Source organism: Kitasatospora paranensis, from assembly GCF_039544005.1.
GTDB classification, from domain to species: Bacteria; Actinomycetota; Actinomycetes; order Streptomycetales; family Streptomycetaceae; genus Kitasatospora; species Kitasatospora paranensis.
Genome location: NZ_BAABKV010000001.1, coordinates 7,799,512 through 7,813,923, shown reverse-complemented (window position 1 = coordinate 7,813,923; position 14,412 = coordinate 7,799,512). Strand labels below are relative to the sequence as shown.

Annotated in this window: 17 protein-coding genes and 1 pseudogene; 6 read left to right on the top strand and 12 right to left on the bottom strand. The window is 73.8% G+C overall.

The genetic code is table 11. The annotated features are described in order from the left end of the window. Positions 1 to 3: 3 nt before the first annotated feature. From ABEB13_RS40960 to ABEB13_RS37090, 4 genes and pseudogenes are all read right to left on the bottom strand, one after another. The gene (locus ABEB13_RS40960) at positions 4 to 345 is read right to left on the bottom strand and encodes a glycoside hydrolase family 20 zincin-like fold domain-containing protein (RefSeq protein WP_425559937.1); all 342 of its coding nucleotides are present in this window, start codon (positions 343 to 345) and stop codon (positions 4 to 6) included. A gap of 52 nt (positions 346 to 397) precedes the next feature. Next, positions 398 to 1,270, bottom strand: coding sequence for a carbohydrate ABC transporter permease (locus ABEB13_RS37100; RefSeq protein WP_345709030.1), 873 nt, complete (start codon positions 1,268 to 1,270; stop codon positions 398 to 400). Then, positions 1,267 to 2,232, bottom strand: coding sequence for a carbohydrate ABC transporter permease (locus tag ABEB13_RS37095; protein WP_380232315.1), 966 nt, complete (start codon positions 2,230 to 2,232; stop codon positions 1,267 to 1,269). The genes ABEB13_RS37100 and ABEB13_RS37095 overlap by 4 nt, the downstream gene beginning before the upstream one ends. Positions 2,233 to 2,268: 36 nt before the next feature. Then, positions 2,269 to 3,539: pseudogene (locus ABEB13_RS37090) on the bottom strand (extracellular solute-binding protein). Between the two features lie 269 nt (positions 3,540 to 3,808). On the opposite strand from ABEB13_RS37090, the gene ABEB13_RS37085 reads away from it, so the two are divergent. The 4 genes from ABEB13_RS37085 (at position 3,809) to ABEB13_RS37070 (ending at position 6,543) form a co-directional block, all read left to right on the top strand. Next, complete coding sequence (locus ABEB13_RS37085; RefSeq protein ID WP_345709029.1) at positions 3,809 to 4,663, top strand: GntR family transcriptional regulator; 855 nt, start codon at positions 3,809 to 3,811, stop codon at positions 4,661 to 4,663. A gap of 135 nt (positions 4,664 to 4,798) precedes the next feature. Beyond that, positions 4,799 to 5,149, top strand: coding sequence for an avidin-fold protein (locus ABEB13_RS37080; RefSeq protein ID WP_345709028.1), 351 nt, complete (start codon positions 4,799 to 4,801; stop codon positions 5,147 to 5,149). A 28-nt stretch (positions 5,150 to 5,177) separates the two neighbouring features. After that, positions 5,178 to 5,723, top strand: a complete 546-nt coding sequence (locus tag ABEB13_RS37075; protein WP_345709027.1) for an RBBP9/YdeN family alpha/beta hydrolase — start codon at positions 5,178 to 5,180, stop codon at positions 5,721 to 5,723. A 148-nt stretch (positions 5,724 to 5,871) separates the two neighbouring features. Next, the gene (locus tag ABEB13_RS37070) at positions 5,872 to 6,543 is read left to right on the top strand and encodes a class I SAM-dependent methyltransferase (RefSeq protein WP_345709026.1); all 672 of its coding nucleotides are present in this window, start codon (positions 5,872 to 5,874) and stop codon (positions 6,541 to 6,543) included. Here ABEB13_RS37070 and ABEB13_RS37065 read toward each other — a convergent pair. Continuing rightward, positions 6,534 to 7,199, bottom strand: a complete 666-nt coding sequence (locus ABEB13_RS37065) for a class I SAM-dependent methyltransferase (protein ID WP_345709025.1) — start codon at positions 7,197 to 7,199, stop codon at positions 6,534 to 6,536. The genes ABEB13_RS37070 and ABEB13_RS37065 overlap by 10 nt on opposite strands. A 118-nt stretch (positions 7,200 to 7,317) precedes the next feature. On the opposite strand from ABEB13_RS37065, the gene ABEB13_RS37060 reads away from it, so the two are divergent. After that, positions 7,318 to 8,187 carry an ATP-grasp domain-containing protein gene (locus ABEB13_RS37060; RefSeq protein ID WP_345709024.1) on the top strand — a complete coding sequence of 290 codons (870 nt, stop codon included), beginning with the start codon at positions 7,318 to 7,320 and terminating at the stop codon, positions 8,185 to 8,187. A 29-nt stretch (positions 8,188 to 8,216) separates the two neighbouring features. On the opposite strand, the gene ABEB13_RS37055 is transcribed toward ABEB13_RS37060, so the two are convergent. The 7 genes from ABEB13_RS37055 to ABEB13_RS37025 all read right to left on the bottom strand — a co-directional run bounded on the left by ABEB13_RS37055 (position 8,217) and on the right by ABEB13_RS37025 (position 13,715). Beyond that, positions 8,217 to 8,564, bottom strand: coding sequence for a hypothetical protein (locus ABEB13_RS37055; protein ID WP_345709023.1), 348 nt, complete (start codon positions 8,562 to 8,564; stop codon positions 8,217 to 8,219). 11 nt (positions 8,565 to 8,575) lie between these two features. After that, complete coding sequence (locus tag ABEB13_RS37050) at positions 8,576 to 9,205, bottom strand: hypothetical protein (protein ID WP_345709022.1); 630 nt, start codon at positions 9,203 to 9,205, stop codon at positions 8,576 to 8,578. 405 nt (positions 9,206 to 9,610) lie between these two features. Then, the gene (locus ABEB13_RS37045) at positions 9,611 to 9,829 is read right to left on the bottom strand and encodes a hypothetical protein (RefSeq protein WP_345709021.1); all 219 of its coding nucleotides are present in this window, start codon (positions 9,827 to 9,829) and stop codon (positions 9,611 to 9,613) included. Between the two features lie 80 nt (positions 9,830 to 9,909). Beyond that, complete coding sequence (locus tag ABEB13_RS37040) at positions 9,910 to 11,088, bottom strand: permease (RefSeq protein WP_345709020.1); 1,179 nt, start codon at positions 11,086 to 11,088, stop codon at positions 9,910 to 9,912. Between the two features lie 133 nt (positions 11,089 to 11,221). After that, positions 11,222 to 12,838 carry an LCP family protein gene (locus tag ABEB13_RS37035; protein ID WP_345709019.1) on the bottom strand — a complete coding sequence of 539 codons (1,617 nt, stop codon included), beginning with the start codon at positions 12,836 to 12,838 and terminating at the stop codon, positions 11,222 to 11,224. A 334-nt stretch (positions 12,839 to 13,172) separates the two neighbouring features. Beyond that, positions 13,173 to 13,511 (bottom strand): acyl-CoA thioester hydrolase/BAAT C-terminal domain-containing protein, encoded by a 339-nt coding sequence (locus ABEB13_RS37030; protein ID WP_345709018.1) that lies wholly within the window; start codon positions 13,509 to 13,511, stop codon positions 13,173 to 13,175. A gap of 3 nt (positions 13,512 to 13,514) precedes the next feature. Further along, positions 13,515 to 13,715, bottom strand: a complete 201-nt coding sequence (locus tag ABEB13_RS37025) for a hypothetical protein (protein WP_345709017.1) — start codon at positions 13,713 to 13,715, stop codon at positions 13,515 to 13,517. Here ABEB13_RS37025 and ABEB13_RS37020 point away from each other — a divergent pair. Continuing rightward, positions 13,636 to 14,319 (top strand): nucleotidyltransferase domain-containing protein, encoded by a 684-nt coding sequence (locus tag ABEB13_RS37020; protein WP_345709958.1) that lies wholly within the window; start codon positions 13,636 to 13,638, stop codon positions 14,317 to 14,319. The two genes, ABEB13_RS37025 and ABEB13_RS37020, sit on opposite strands and share 80 nt — an antisense overlap. The last annotated feature ends 93 nt before the right edge of the window (positions 14,320 to 14,412 follow it).

The window sequence follows — 14,412 nt, the reverse complement described above, 5'->3', positions numbered from 1 at the left end:
CGGTCAGGCAGGGCAGGTCCCAGGCGGTGCCGGGTGCCGGACGCTCCCCCAGGGCCTCGGCAGGCAGCAGCTGGCGGATCGCCTGGACACCGGCCAGCAGGCCCTGCGCGGCGGCGGCGACCAGCCGGACCCCTCGGGGGTGACGCTCAGCCGGTAGCCCTCGGCGCCGAGCTCCCGGTCGGCCGGGTCGACGGCGAGCACCACGGTGCCGTCCGCGGCGGGCGGCAGCGGCAGGCCGGTGGCGGGCCGCAGCAGGGTGCGGAGCAGGTCGGCCGCGGGCGCGGCGGCGCCAGGGGCGTGCACGGCGGTGGTCGGTCGGAGGGTGAACCGTCCGGTGCTGCGCACGCTGTGACGGGGGTCGGGAGGATCACGGTCGCTTTCTCCAGGGTGGGGGCGGTCAGCCCTTGACGGCACCGGCGGTCAGGCCGGAGGTGACGCGGTTCTGCAGGACGAGGAAGACCAGCAGCACGGGGAGCATGAACAGCGAGGAGGCGGCCATGGTGGCGCCCCAGTCGGTGCCGAAGACGTTGGAGAACGAGGAGAGCCAGACGGGCAGGGTGCGGGCGTCCTGGTTCTTGATGATCAGCGTGTTGGCGAAGGCGAACTCGTTCCACGCGGTGATGAACCCGAACAGCGAGGTGGAGAGCAGGCCGGGCGCCAGCAGCGGGAAGGTGATCCGGCGGAAGGCGCCGGCCCGGGTGCAGCCGTCGACCCGGGCCGCCTCCTCCAGTTCGACCGGCACGGCGGCGAGGAAGCCGCGCAGGGTGACGACGGTGAACGGCAGGGTGGTCATGAAGTAGACCAGGGTGAGCATGGTCAGGCTGTCGAGCAGGTCGGCGTCCCGGGCGATGACGTACACCGGGATCAGCAGGGCCTCCCAGGGCGCCATCTGGGCGATGAACACCATCAGCAGGAAGGCCCGTCGGCCGCGCCAGCGCAGTCGGCCGACGGCGAACGCGGCGAGCAGGCCGACCAGCAGGGAGAGCAGGACGGCGCCCAGGGTCACCAGCAGGCTGTTGCGCCAGAACGTGCCGAATCCGGCGGCGTGCACGGCGGTGCGGAAGTGGTCGAGGGTGGGGTGCAGCGGCAGCAGAGTGGGGGTGCCGGCCTGGATGTCGCCGGTCGGCTTGAAGGCGGTCGAGGCCATCCAGTAGACCGGGAACGCGGCGGTGGCGAGGACGGCGAGGGCGGCGGCGTTGAGCGGCACGCGCCGCAGGGCGCGGGCGGCCCGGGCAGGGCGGAGGCCCGGAGCGGCAGGGGCGGTGGTCACAGGTCGGTCGCCTCCTCACGGTGCAGCCGGCGCAGGTTGAACAGCAGGACGCCGAGCAGGATCAGCACGGTCACCGTGGAGGCGGCCGAGCCGAGGTCGTACTTGTGCAGGGACTGGGCGATCTGGAAGGCGTACACGGGCAGGGTGGTGGTGGCGGAGTTCGGGCCGCCCTGGCTGATCACCCAGATCTGTGCGAAGCACTTGAAGCACCAGATCACCTCCAGCGAGGTGACCAGCGCGAACAGCGGGCGCAGCACCGGGAAGGTGACCAGCCGGAAGGTCTGCCAGGCGGTCGCGCCGTCCATCCGGGCGGACTCGTAGAGCTCGCCGGGCACGGTGGTGAGGCCGCCGTAGAGGGTGAGCGCCACGAACGGCACGGACTGCCAGACCACCAGGACGACCAGCACGGCGAAGGTGGCGTCGCCGTGCGCGAACCAGGCGTAGTCGTGGAACCGGTGCAGGCCGACGCGGTCCAGGGCCCAGTTGACGACGCCGAACCGGGACTGGAAGAGCCACTGGAAGACCGTGGTCGCGGCGATCACCGGGGTGGCCCAGGTGAGGACCAGGGCGACGGTGACGGCGAGCCGCATCCGGCGGCCGAGCCGGACGAGCAGCAGGGCGACGAGGGTGCCGAGGAGCATGATCAGCACGACATTGAGCGCCGTCCAGCGGGCGGTGCGGGCGGCGACCGTCCAGAACTCGGCGTCGCCCAGCAGGGTGGTGTAGTTGTCCAGGCCGACGAACGCCGGGCGGCCGCGGATGAGTTCGGCCATCCGGTAGTGCTGCACGGAGATCAGCAGGTTGCGCAGCAGCGGGTACAGCAGGAGGAACGCCGTGCCCACCAGCGTGGGGGCGATCAGCAGGTACGGCCAGAGGGCTGCGGGTGCGGGCCGTCGGGCGGCGGATCTGCTCGCGGTCGCGCCGGGGGCGCGGCGGGCGAGCGGGCGGGCGGCGGTGGGCACGGCGGGGGCGACCTTCCGTCAGTCGGTACCGGTGGCTCAGTCGGTGCTGTTGAGGGCCTTGGTGATCGCCTCGTCGGCGGTCTTCGCGGCGGTCGCCGGGTCGGCGCCGGTGAGCACCTGGGTCATGTACTGCTTGATCGGGTTGTTGGCCTCGACGGCGGCCCAGTTGGGCGAGTTGGGGGTGGCGTGGCCGTTGGCCGCTCCGACCGCCATGGCTGTCGCGCCCTCGTTGCCGGCGAGCGCCCCGGCGAGCGAGACCCGGTTGGGGACGTAGCTCATCTCCTTGGCCATGTCGCTCTGCCAGGCCGCGCCGGCCAGCGCCTTGACCACCTCGTACGCGGCCGCCCGGTGGCGGGAGGCCTCGGGCACGACCAGGTCGGAGCCGCCGGTGAAGACCGCGCCGGGCTTGTCCGCCGTCTTGCCGGGGATCGGGAAGAAGCCGAGCTTGTCCTTGAGGGCGGGGTTGGCCTTAGTGATCGCGGCGGCCCCGCCGGGGGTGGAGATGACCTGGGCGCTGTGGCCCTTGGCGAACACCTCGGCCTGCAGCGGCTTGGCCTCGTCGGAGTCCTTGGGCCCCTTGCCGAGTGCCTGGAGCTGCTGGTAGAAGGCCAGGCCGGCGAGCGCCTGGGGGTCTCCAGGGTGCCCTGCCACTTCCCGTCGGAGCCCTTGACGGCGAGGTCCCCGCCCTCGTCCCAGATGAAGCCGGCCAGCGCGTACCAGGTCTGGCCGCTGAGGTAGATGCCCTCGTTGCCACCGGTGTTGAGCTTGGCGGTGTCGGCCAGCCATTCGGCGCGGGTCTTCGGCGGGGCGGTGATGCCGGCCCGGGCGAAGAGGTCCTTGTTGTAGATGACGACGCGGTTGGCGGCGTACCACGGGATGCCGTACTGCTTGCCGTCGATCCGGCCGGGTTCGGCGAGGCCGGGCAGCCAGTCCGCGCCCTGGAGGTCGGCGACCTTGTCGGTGAGGTCGTGCACGCCGCCGCTGGCCGCGTACTGGGCGACCTGGGTGTTGCCGACCTCGATGACGTCGGGGGCGTCCTTGCTGGCGAGGGCACTGGTGACCTTCTGGCCGATGCCGTCCCACTCCTGGATCTGGATGTCCAGGGTGGTGCCCGGGTGGCCCTTCTCGAAGTCGGCCCTGAAGCGCTGGAGGTATCCGTCGGTGACGCTGTCGCGCATGATCCAGACGGTCAGCCGGGTGGGCGTGCCGGCGGTGTCGGACGAACTGCCGGACGAGCCGCAAGCGGTGAGCCCGGCGGCGGTGAGCAGGGCGAGCAGGGCGGCGCCGGAACGGCGGGAGGGGGTCATCGCAGGGGGTCTCACGGGGAGGTTCACCTCGGGGAGAGCGACTGGGAACTTACCACTTGCGAACTGGTGCAGCACTGGTAAGAGAAGGTGGCATAGACCACTCGCGGCGTCAACCCTTTGGAAAATCAAGACCTGACCCGATGTGCCAGGGCAGTCACGCTCCAACTGGTAAGTCACTGGTAATCTGTTCGGACAGGAAGGTGCTGGCGGGACGATCACCGGCTGGCTACCCTCGGTCCCGTCCACGGCCGCGGCACGAAGGGATCCCCATGGACGACGCGAGCGCCGGAACGGCCCGCAAGCGCACCCGGGTGCGCGACTACCTGCGGGACCTCGTCGAGTCGCTCGCCCCCGGCGACCCGATCCCCTCCGAACGGACCCTGTGCGAACGGCTCGGCGTCTCCCGCCCCACGCTGCGCGCGGCCGTGGACGAACTGGTGGCCACCGGGTCGATCGTCCGCGAGCACGGACGCGGCATGTTCGTCGCCCCGGCGAAGATCACCCAGGAGATGGCGATGTCCCCGGAGGACCACGCCTTCAGCGTCCCGCGCGCGGCCGGCAGCTGGGCCAGCCGCGTCCTGGAGTTCTCGACGGTGCCCGCCGGTGCCCGGATCGGGCGGCGGCTGCGGGTCGCCCCCAGCGCCGACCTCACCTACATCGCCCGGCTGCGGCTGGTCGACGGCGAGCCGATGGCCATCGAGTACCTGCACATCCCGGCCGTCCTCGTCCCCGGGCTGGCCCCGGCGGACATGGAGTCCGGTGACTTCTACGACCTGCTCCGGGAGCGCCACGGCATCCAGGTCCGCGAGGCCGTCCAGTCCATGGAGCCCACCGTCACCAGCGAGAACGAGGCCCGGCTGCTGGGCGTCCCGGCCCTCTCCCCCGCCCTGCTCTTCGAACGCCTCACCACCGACGCCACCGGCCGGGCGGTCGAGTACGTGCACTCCGTCTACCGCGGCGACCGCTACCGCATCGTCTCCCGCATCGCCTTCGGCGACGGCGACGCGCACGGCCCGGACGACGCCGACCGGGCCGCCCACCACCCCGGTATCCCGCCCGGCGACCTGCCGGGCCGGGGCAGCGGCCGGACGACCACCACCGGTGACGTCCAGCCCGTGCTCTGACGGCCGGACGGCAGGCCGGCCCCCGGCCGGCCACGTCCGGCCACGTCCGGCCACGTCTCGCCATCCGGAAGCGGATGGCAGCCGCCCGCACCGCCGTGATCGACTGGGCGCCCCGCACGGAAGGAGCGCACGCCCATGCTGCCATCCCTCGACGGTCTGGTCTTCGCTCCCACCGCCCGTGCGGAGCACGGCGAGGTCGGCACGGCGACGAGCTTCGCCTACCGCGAGGAGGACGGCCGGGTGTGGGCCTCCTACCGCGGCGGCGCCATCGTCCACGGCCACCTCGTCGGCACCCGGACGGGCGACACCCTCGACTTCCGCTACGTCCACCTCAACCACGACGGCGACACCAGCAGCGGACACTGCGTCAGCACGCTCTCCCGGCTCACCGACGGGCGCCTGCGGCTCGACGAGAGCTGGCGGTGGGAGTCCCGGCCCGGCGCCGGCACCAGCACCGTCGAGGAAGTCCTGCCGTCCGCCCACTGACCCGACCCGCCGACCTCCGGAGACTGCCGTGACCACCGAAGGCCCGCTCCACCTCGTCCTGCCCGGCTACCGGAACTCCGGCCCCGCGCACTGGCAGAGCCGCTGGGAGGACGCCGACCCGTCCTTCCGGCGGGTCGCGCAGGCCGACTGGGACGAGCCGCAGCGCGCCGACTGGGTGGAGGCCCTCGACCGGGCGGTCGCCGCCGCCGACCGGCCCGTCGTACTGGTGGCACACAGCCTCGGCTGCATCACCGTCGCGCACTGGGCGGCCGCCGGCGGCCGCCCAGGCGTCCTCGGCGCCCTGCTGGTCGCCCCCGCCGACATCGACACCGCGGATGTCCCCGAACTGGTGAACTTCCGGCCCGTACCACTGCGCCCGCTGCCCTTCCCCAGCACCGTGGTCTCCGGCAGCGACGACCCCTGGTGCAGCCCCGCGCGCGCCCGCCGGTTCGCGGCCGCCTGGGGGTCGCGCTTCGTCGACCTCGGCCCGTACGGGCACGTCAACGCGGACTCCGGCCTCGGCGACTGGGCGGCGGGCCGCCGGCTGCTCGCCGACCTCACCGCGGACCGGTAGCACGCCCCCGCGAGCGGCCCTGTTGCCGAACCGGCAACAATCCTTGCCGGTCCGCGGCCCGCCGACGCACGATCTCGACCAGGGCCGGCGCACCTCCGAGGTGCGCCGGGCACACCCCGACGAGACCACCGCAGGAGCGAGGAACCGCATGACGACCGACCAGCAGACCGACGTCACGGCCGAGGAGTTCTGGGACACCCGCTACGGCAGCGGCGACCGGATCTGGAGCGGCGACCCGAACGCCGTCCTGGTGCGCGAGGTCTCCGGCCTCGCCACCGGGCACGCGCTGGACCTCGGCTGCGGCGAGGGGGCCGACGCCGTCTGGCTCGCCGGGCGCGGCTGGCAGGTCACCGCCGTCGATGTCTCCCGGATCGCCCTCGCCCGCGGGGCCGAGCAGGCGGAGTCGGCCGGCGTCGCCGACCGGATCGACTGGCAGCAGCACGATCTCGCGGTGTCCTTCCCCGACGGGGTGTTCGACCTGGTCTCCGCGCACTTCCTGCACTCCGAGGTCGCGCTGCCGCGGGACGAGATCCTGCGCAGCGCCGCCGCCGCCGTCGCACCCGGCGGCGTCCTGCTCGTCGTCGGCCACGCCTCGCACGGCGGACACCGCCCCGGCGTCCACCTGGACCTGCCCACGCCCGACGAGGTGCTCGCCGGTCTGCGGCTGCCGCCGGGCGCGTGGGAGGTCCTGCGCAGCGAGGAGCACGAGCGCACGACGACCGGGCCCGACGGGCTGCCCGTCACCCGCACCGACAACACCCTGAAGCTGCGCCGGACGGCCGGCCGGCCCGGGACGGAAGACCGGCCGGCTCAGCCGTAGTACGAGGCGACGGCCGGCTGGCCGGTCCAGTTCGGGCCGGCCGCCGGATCGGCCCCCAGATAGTCGAACCCCTCGAAGGCGGGCGGCAGTTCACGCCCGCCCCGCAGGGTGAGCAGCCGCCGCGCCGAGGAGTACCGGAACCCGGCCGCCCGCAGCGCGGCCAGCACCGGACGCGCCGCCGAACGGCCGTCCGCGTGCCGGACGGACCCGGGGTCGAAGGTCACCGCCAGCAGCCCGTCGGGGGCGGGCCAGCAGGCCCAGCGCGCCAGCAGGCCCAACTTGTCGCCCAGGTACGGCAGACCGTGCACGCAGGTGACGAGCCCGAAACCGCTCCGGGCCGGCCGCCACCCGGCCACCGAGGCCGTCACCAGCTGCAGGCCCGGCACGGGCGACGGCGGCACGAGCGGCCCGACCAGGTCGACACCGGTCAGTGCGGTGCCCGGTGGCAGCACCGCCGCGGCGGCTCGCAGCGCCAGCCCCTCGCCGCTGCACAGGTCGAGCCAGCCGCCCGGGTGCCCCCGAAGCCGCTCCGCCGGGTCGAAGCCGAGCTCCCGGGCATAGCTGTTCACGCCGGCGAGCGTCCGCCCCCGGTTCATCGTCCGGTTCGCCACCACCTCGGAGAGCGCCAGCTCGCCGTCCCCCACCAGTTCCGCCATACCCGGAGCCTACGGCGCCGGACGCGGCCGGCCGGGGCGGAAAGCCGGTTGACAGCCGGCCGCCCCGCGGCAGAGGCTTCGGGGCGCCGTCCGTACGAGTACCAGCCCGGGAGCCCACGTGTCCGACCTGTCCAGCCCTCGCGCCACGGTGGCCTACGTGACCAGCCGGGACGCGCCGGACATGGAGATCGGGATCGCGCTGGAGGCCTTCGGACGGGTCGGCCTGGCCGCCGAGGCGGTGGTCTGGGACGACCCCGCCGCCGACTGGGCCGGGTACACCGCCGCCGTCGTCCGCAGCACCTGGGACTACACGACGCGGCGCTCGGAGTTCCTGGCCTGGGCGCACCGCACCGCCGCCCTCACCACGCTCTGCAACCCGGCGGCCGTCCTGGAGTGGAACACCGACAAGACGTACCTGCGGACGCTCGCCGGGGCGGGCGTGCCGGTGGTGCCGACCGCCTGGGTCGGGCCCGGCGATCCGCTCGGCGAGGAGACGGCGCACTGGCCGGAGCTGGTGGTGAAGCCGACGGTGTCCGTCGGCGCGCGGGACACCGTGCGGACCACCGACCGTGCCGTGGCCGCCGCGCACGCGGCCGCCCTCGGCGCGGCCGGGCGGACGGCCATGGTGCAGCCCTACCTGCCGATGGTGGAGAGCGAGGGCGAGACGTCGCTGCTCTTCATCGGCGGGGAGTTCAGCCACGCGATACGCCGCGGGCCGATGCTCGCCGGAGCGGGCGGCGGCTTCACCGACACGGCCCGGCAGCCGGACGCCGACCAGCTGGCGGCGGCCGAGCAGGTGCTGGCCGCCGTCCCGGAGCGCGCCGACCTGCTCTACGCCCGGGTCGACCTGGTCCGTGCCCCGGACGGCGCGCCCCTGCTGATCGAGCTCGAACTCGCCGAGCCCCGGCTGTTCCTGTCCCACCACCCGGACGCCGCCGGACGCCTCGCGGACGCGCTCCGCAGCCGCCTCGCGGCCGGCACCGCCTGACCCGGCCCCAAAGCGGGGAGGCGGCGCCCTCAGGCCTTGAGGGTGGTCTCGATGAGGTAGCCGACGGGGCAGAGGCCGGTGTCCGTCGCCGAGGCCTTCACCCGGCCGACGGACGCCTTGGAGTCGCCGTCCTGGATGCCGACGCCGACCCGGCCGCCGGCGGCCGGGACCTGGACGGTGGCGATCCGCCAGCCCCTGGAGGTGTCGTTCCACAGCGCCACCCGCAGCTGCGCGTCGCCGAAGTCGCTGCCGAAGGAGAGGTAGACCGGGCCCCACCCGACCGCGCCGCCGTTCTGCGGCGGGAGCGGGATGAGCGTGGCGTTCTCCGGGTGGCCGTCCAGGAAGCCCGGCCCGATGGTGCCGATCACGATGGCCATGCGGTGCTACCTCACTTCTTCGTCGAGCCGGCGGCGGTCGGCCGGCCGGCCCTTCGGCGGAACGCGGAACAGGTCGGGCATGGGCCCGGGATCGGTGTGGTCGTTCTCGGGCACCTGCGAGTGGCCGTAGTGGCCGCTGCGGGTGTCCCAGGTCGCGGCCGAACGGTTGGCCGACCAGGTGGGCGCGCCCATCGGCCAGACGTCCGGGACCCCCACGACCGCAGCCAGTCGACGATCCCGGCGAGGCCGGTGCACGGCGCGTCCGCGAGCGTCGGGTAGACCCGGCCGTCGACCCGGCAGTACGGGAAGAACAGGCTCTCGATCTGGATGCAGACGTTGCCCTTGCGGTTGGTCTCCACCCCGCCGGGGGCGTTGACCACGGACTTGCTGCGGGAGGTCGCGGCGAAGTACTGCACGGCGCGGCCGGTGAACGGGTCCCACAGCAGGTGGGGGGCGACGCCGGCGCCGTCACCGGCGAAGTAGCCGGCGAGGGTGTCGAAGGGCAGCAGGTCCGCCGGCGCATCGGCGGTGGCATTGCGGTCCCAGGTGATGTGCCAGATGGTGCGGCAACCGCCGTCTCCGGCCGTGGGGGCGTCGTCGAGTTGGCGCCGCTCGGCGCCGGGCAGGTAGAGGTCGGCCATCGGTACCCCTTCGTGGTGCGCCGGATCCGGGCACGGCGGCGAGGGCCTGTCGGACAGGCCTCGGCCGCGCGCCCGCGGCAAGGGTGTGGTGGTCGGGAGGGCAGGACGGAGGTCGCCGGCGGCGGGAGGTGCCGCGGATCTCGGTGGCCCTGAGTCGGTGGATCGGTCTTTCGGCGTTCGGTATCTCGGCGTTCGGTGGTTCGGTGTTCGGTTGCGGGTCGTTCCCGGCGCCGTCGTCCGCGGCCGGGCCCCGGCGGCCTGCGGCGATCCTGACGCCCTGTCAAGTGGTATGTGCCCGTCCGGATACGGATTGAACATGCTCATGGCCCGAGATTTCCGCCGCCCCCGGACCGGGGGCGGCGTTCCCGCTGCCGCGGTGCCGGTCGGGTCCGGTCGGACGCGGCACTAGTGACCGAGCAGCCCGGCGAAGTCGTAGCCGAGGAGGCTGACCTTGGTGAGGTCGCCGACGTCCGCGATGCCGCCGACCGGGATGGTGTACAGGTGCTCCTGCTTGGAGGGCGCCGGGTAGGCGGCGCCCCCGGCGGCCGAGGCCGTCGGGGTGGCCGCCAGGGCGGCTGCGCCCAGCAGTGCGCCGACGAGGACGGTTCGGACGGTGGTGCGCATCGCGGTCTCCTTGGTCACGGACGGGTCTGCACCGACTAACCGCCCGGCCGGCCCCCGGTCACCACCGCCACCCGGTCGGCTCAGCCCTGCTCGGCCTGTGCGTGCCGGTGCCCTTCGCCGCCCCCGGTGTCGGGCGAGCCGCCCATCATCCGGAGCATCCCGCGGCCCCCGGTACGGAAGAACCGGACGACCAGGGCGGCCGCGAGCAGCAGGAAGACGATGTTGAGGTAGGTGGTGTAGTTCCAGGACACGCCCTCCATGGGGATGGTGGCGTCCGCCGGATCGGGAATCAGTCCGAGTCCCCCGAAGAGGAGTTCGACCACGTAGCCGGCCACGACCATCGACGCGTAGAAGGTGCCGAGCAGGAACAGGGTCGTCCGGGCGCCGTAGTACTTCCGGTAGATGTTGAGGATCGGCAGGATCAGCAGGTCGGCGAAGATGAAGGCGACGACGCCGCCGAAGCTGATGCCGCCCTTCCAGAGCACGACCGCCAGCGGCACGTTGCCGATGGAGCAGACGAAGGACGCGATGGCCACCAGCGGTCCGATCAGCGGGCCCCAGATCTTCGCGGCCAGCGGGTGTCCTTCGAAGAAGAAGGTCTGCCAGAACGTGTCCGGGACCCAGGCCGCGACGGCCCCGGCGATGAGCAGGCCGAGCACCAGGTCGCGCAGGATCGCGGCCCACTCCATGACGAAGACGTGCGAGGTGGCCGTCCAGCCCTCGCCGGAGAGGAGCCGGCGGGCGAACGAGCCCTCCGTCCGGACGGACATGTCCATCGCGGCGTGCCCCTCCATGGAGCCCGCACGCCCTTCGTCCGCCTGCGCGCGGGCCTCCCGCAGCAGCGCGTCCCGCAGGAACAGCCGGAAGAGCACGGCCAGCAGCACGATCATGACCGGACCGCCGACGAACTCCGCCGCGGTGAACTGCCAGCCCATCAGCAGCGCCAGGATGACGCCGAGCTCGACCACCAGGTTCGTGGAGGCGATCTCGAACGCCATCGCCGCGGTGAAGTCCGCGCCCCGGCGGAACAGCGACCGGGCGAGCGCGACGGCGGCGTACGAGCAGGACGAGGAGGCCGCGCCCAGGCCGGCGGCGACGGCGAGGGTGCGCGGGCGGGCGTCCCCGAGCAGGCCGACGACGGTGGCCTTGCGGACGACCGCCTGGACGACGGCGGACAGGGCGAATCCGAGGATGAGCGCCCAGGTGATCTCCCAGGTCATGGAACCGGTGATCTTCAGGGCGTGCAGGACGGCGTTCATGACCGAAGCCTTCCCCGGCCGACCCCGCTCACGGCGCACGACACGCGACGACCGGCGCGGCCACGCCGTCCGGCACGACGCCGCCGCCCCGGGGCGTGGGCTCCGGGGCGGCGGCGTCGTGCCGGACGGACCGTCAGCCGTAGCTGAGGTTGGCGCAGGGGTCGTCGTCGGCCGAGCGGGCCGCCGAGCTGACGCTGGTCGGCAGCGGGCCGGAGGGCACCGAGTCCGAGGAGGACCCGCCGTCCCCGGCGGCGAAGTCCGCCCCGAGGACGAGCGAGACACCGGCCCGCGAGGAGGCCTCCAGGGTCGCGCCGGGGAAGAGCGCCGCGACCTTCTGGGCCGCGGCACGCTCACCGGGGCCGTACTGGACGAGGGTCGTCCGGTGGTCCCGCGTCGAGGCGTTGGCCTTGCCGGTGACGGTGAAGTCGGACGCCTCCAGCAGCGCCGAGGCCTTGAGGGTGAGGCCCGCGGTCGAGGTGCCGTTGTAGACGGCGACCCGGACGCCGGCGCCGTTGACGGCGGCGGGCGTCGCGGGGGCGGAGCTGCTCGCGGCCGGGGCGGGGCTCTGCGCGTCCGCACTGGCGCTCGCATCCTGGCCGTCCAGGGTGCGGTCGGCCTTCAGCGCCGCCCACAGCTGGTCGGCGTCGGGGTGCACGACCGCGACCCGCGCGCCCTCGTACCGCCACGGCATGGTCAGGAACTTCATGTCGTGGAGGTCGATGGCCTTGAGCGAGAGCGCGAATGACATCAGCTTCTGCGCCGAGCCCAGGCCCGGGTCCACGATGAGGGACTTGGTGGCGGCGTCCGCCAGCGGCAGCAGGGTGGTCGGGTCCATGCCCTTGCTCTTGACGTCCTTGATCAGCGAGGACATGAAGGCCTGCTGGCGCTTGGTCCGGCCGATGTCGGAACCGTCGCCGATGCCGTGGCGCAGCCGGACGTAGTCCAGTGCCTGCGCGCCCGAGACCTTCTGCTGGCCCTGGGCGAAGATCTGCTTGCCCTTGTGGCCGAGGTTGGGGTCGAGGTCGCCCTCGTAGATCGCCTTCGGGACGCAGACCTCGACGCCGCCCACGGCGCTGGTCATCGCCGCGAACCCCTGGAAGTTGACGACGACGGTGTGGTCGACCCGCAGTCCGGTCATCTTCTCGACGGTGTTCTGCGTGCAGGCCGGATTGCCCTGCACGGTGTTGCCGACCTCGAACGCGCTGTTGAACATCACGTGGGTCTGCGCCTTGGTCCACGTCTTGTTGGGCAGCATGCAGGACGGTATGTCGACCAGCGAGTCGCGGGGGATGGAGACGCCCACGGCGTGCTTGTGGTCGGCATAGACGTGCAGCAGGATCGTGGTGTCGGAGCGGGCACCGCCCTCGACGCCGCCGCCCAGGTCCTTGTTGGCCCCGTCGCGGGAGTCGGAGCCGATCAGCAGCACGTTCACCGGGGTACGGCCCTGCGCGTCGGGCGCGGCCGCGTCGGGGCGGTCCTTGCTCACGCCGTCGCCGTCGAAGGTGCTGATGTTGCCGTTCAGCCGGTAGTAGACGACGCCGCCGGCCAGCACGGTCAGCGCGAGGCTGCCGGCCAGCACCCAGAGGGCGATCTCCTTCTTGGAGCGCCGCCTGCGCCGGGCCCGCCCGCCGCCGGCGTCGGACGCCCGGTCGCCGTCGTCGTACCCACCACCGTCGTACCCGGCGCCGCCGTGCCCGGCACCGGGGCGTGCGGCCCGGTGCCCGGGAACCACGTCGGATTCCCGGGTCATAGCCCTGCGCCCAGCCATACGGACTTCCCTTCCCCAGACCCCCCAGCCACCACCCACACGCGGGAACCGGGCCGGTTGGTTCCCGGCTCCGAGCCCACGTGACGTATGACGCACCGGCTCACTTTCTACATCTCTGTAGAGATTCCCCGCAGCATACAAACTCTTCACCCGGCCGGGACGTACGGGCCCGGCCCCGGGCGGCGGTCGTCGCCCTCCCCGTCCGCCCGGGGCGGCCGGCGGCCGGGTCGCGGCGCCGCGCACGATCTTCGCACTGCACCCGGGCACCCCCGACCGCGGGGTCGATGCCCCGTGCGGTGGTGGGCCCGGGCGGGCGTCAGGACGGCAGGGCGTCGAGGAAGGCCAGCACCCGGGGCCAACCGGCGGCCTGGGCCGCGGCGTTGCCCGCCCGGGTACGGCCGAGCAGATCGATCCGGCCGCTGGTCGGGTTGACGAACTGCGTCGGGGCGGCGAGGTGGGGGAAGGTGCCGACACCGTGGCCGGCGCCCGGGTAGACCAGCGCCTGCCGGGGCGCGGCGCCGGGCCGGGCCGCGTCGATGGCCCGCGCCCAGCCCGCCGACGGCCAGAACAGGTCGTCCGCTCCGGCGACGGCGAGGATCGGGCCGCCGACGCGGTCCAGCGGGATCGGCTGCTGCGGGACGGCCCGGCCGCCCACCGTTCAGGCGTTGCCGCCACCGGGCAGACCGGGATTGACCTGCGCCGAGGGCGAGTAGACCACCGCACCCCGGACGAGGGCGGGGTAGGTCCGGGCGAGCTTCCCCGACGCGGCGGCGGCCGTCCTGGGCGGCTCCGCGGCGGCCGGCCGTGCGACGGCCGCCTCCGACCTCGACATCGCGGTGCTGACCGCGGACGGCAGCACCCACCGCGAGACGCTCCGCTCCGGGGGCCGCGTGGTCGAGCTCTTCGTGCACACCCCGGAAGGCCTGGCCGAGCTGTTCGCCGTCGACGCCGCGTCACGCCGGGCCCTGCTCCAGCACATCTGGGCGGAGGGCCTCGTCCTGACGGACCGGGACGGCAGGGCCGCGCAGGTGCAGGAACGGGCCGCCGCCGAACTGCTCGCGGGACCGCCGGCGCTCGGTCCCGAGGCGGTCGAGAGCAGGCGGTACACCCTCACCGACCTGCTGACGGACCTGTCGGACACCCGGGACCGCTTCGAGCGCCTCGCCGTCGCGGGCACCGTCCTCGGCTCGGCGGCCGACCTGCTCTGCGACGGCCGCCGCGCCTGGACCGGCACCGGGAAGTGGCTGCCGCGGCGGCTGCTCGCCGCCGACCCCGTCCTCGGCGGGGCCCTCCTCGAAGGGCACCGGCGGCTCTGCGAGGCCGACGATCCGGCCCTGCTGGCCGGGGCCGGCGGTGAGGTGCTGCACCTGGCCGGCGGACCCCTCTCGGAGGGCTACCGCCGGATCTGGCAGGGCACCGGACCTCCGCACCCGGGACCTCCGCACCCGCCGGCCGGCCGGTAGCGGCCTTCGAACGAGCCGCCGAGCCTGACCACTCGTAGGCTTGGTTCCCCGAGGGGCCCTCCCGGCGGGCTCCGGCTGAATCTCCGGGCCGCT

Coding starts and splice junctions, on each gene's coding strand:
- ABEB13_RS37065 (WP_345709025.1), bottom strand. CDS start 7,199: ATGGCGGAACTGGTGGGGGACGGCGAGCTGGCGCTCTCCGAGGTGGTG.
- ABEB13_RS37040 (WP_345709020.1), bottom strand. CDS start 11,088: ATGAACGCCGTCCTGCACGCCCTGAAGATCACCGGTTCCATGACCTGG.
- ABEB13_RS37055 (WP_345709023.1), bottom strand. CDS start 8,564: ATGGCCATCGTGATCGGCACCATCGGGCCGGGCTTCCTGGACGGCCAC.
- ABEB13_RS37070 (WP_345709026.1), top strand. CDS start 5,872: ATGACGACCGACCAGCAGACCGACGTCACGGCCGAGGAGTTCTGGGAC.
- ABEB13_RS37035 (WP_345709019.1), bottom strand. CDS start 12,838: ATGACCCGGGAATCCGACGTGGTTCCCGGGCACCGGGCCGCACGCCCC.
- ABEB13_RS37045 (WP_345709021.1), bottom strand. CDS start 9,829: ATGCGCACCACCGTCCGAACCGTCCTCGTCGGCGCACTGCTGGGCGCA.
- ABEB13_RS37050 (WP_345709022.1), bottom strand. CDS start 9,205: ATGGCCGACCTCTACCTGCCCGGCGCCGAGCGGCGCCAACTCGACGAC.
- ABEB13_RS37080 (WP_345709028.1), top strand. CDS start 4,799: ATGCTGCCATCCCTCGACGGTCTGGTCTTCGCTCCCACCGCCCGTGCG.
- ABEB13_RS37085 (WP_345709029.1), top strand. CDS start 3,809: ATGGACGACGCGAGCGCCGGAACGGCCCGCAAGCGCACCCGGGTGCGC.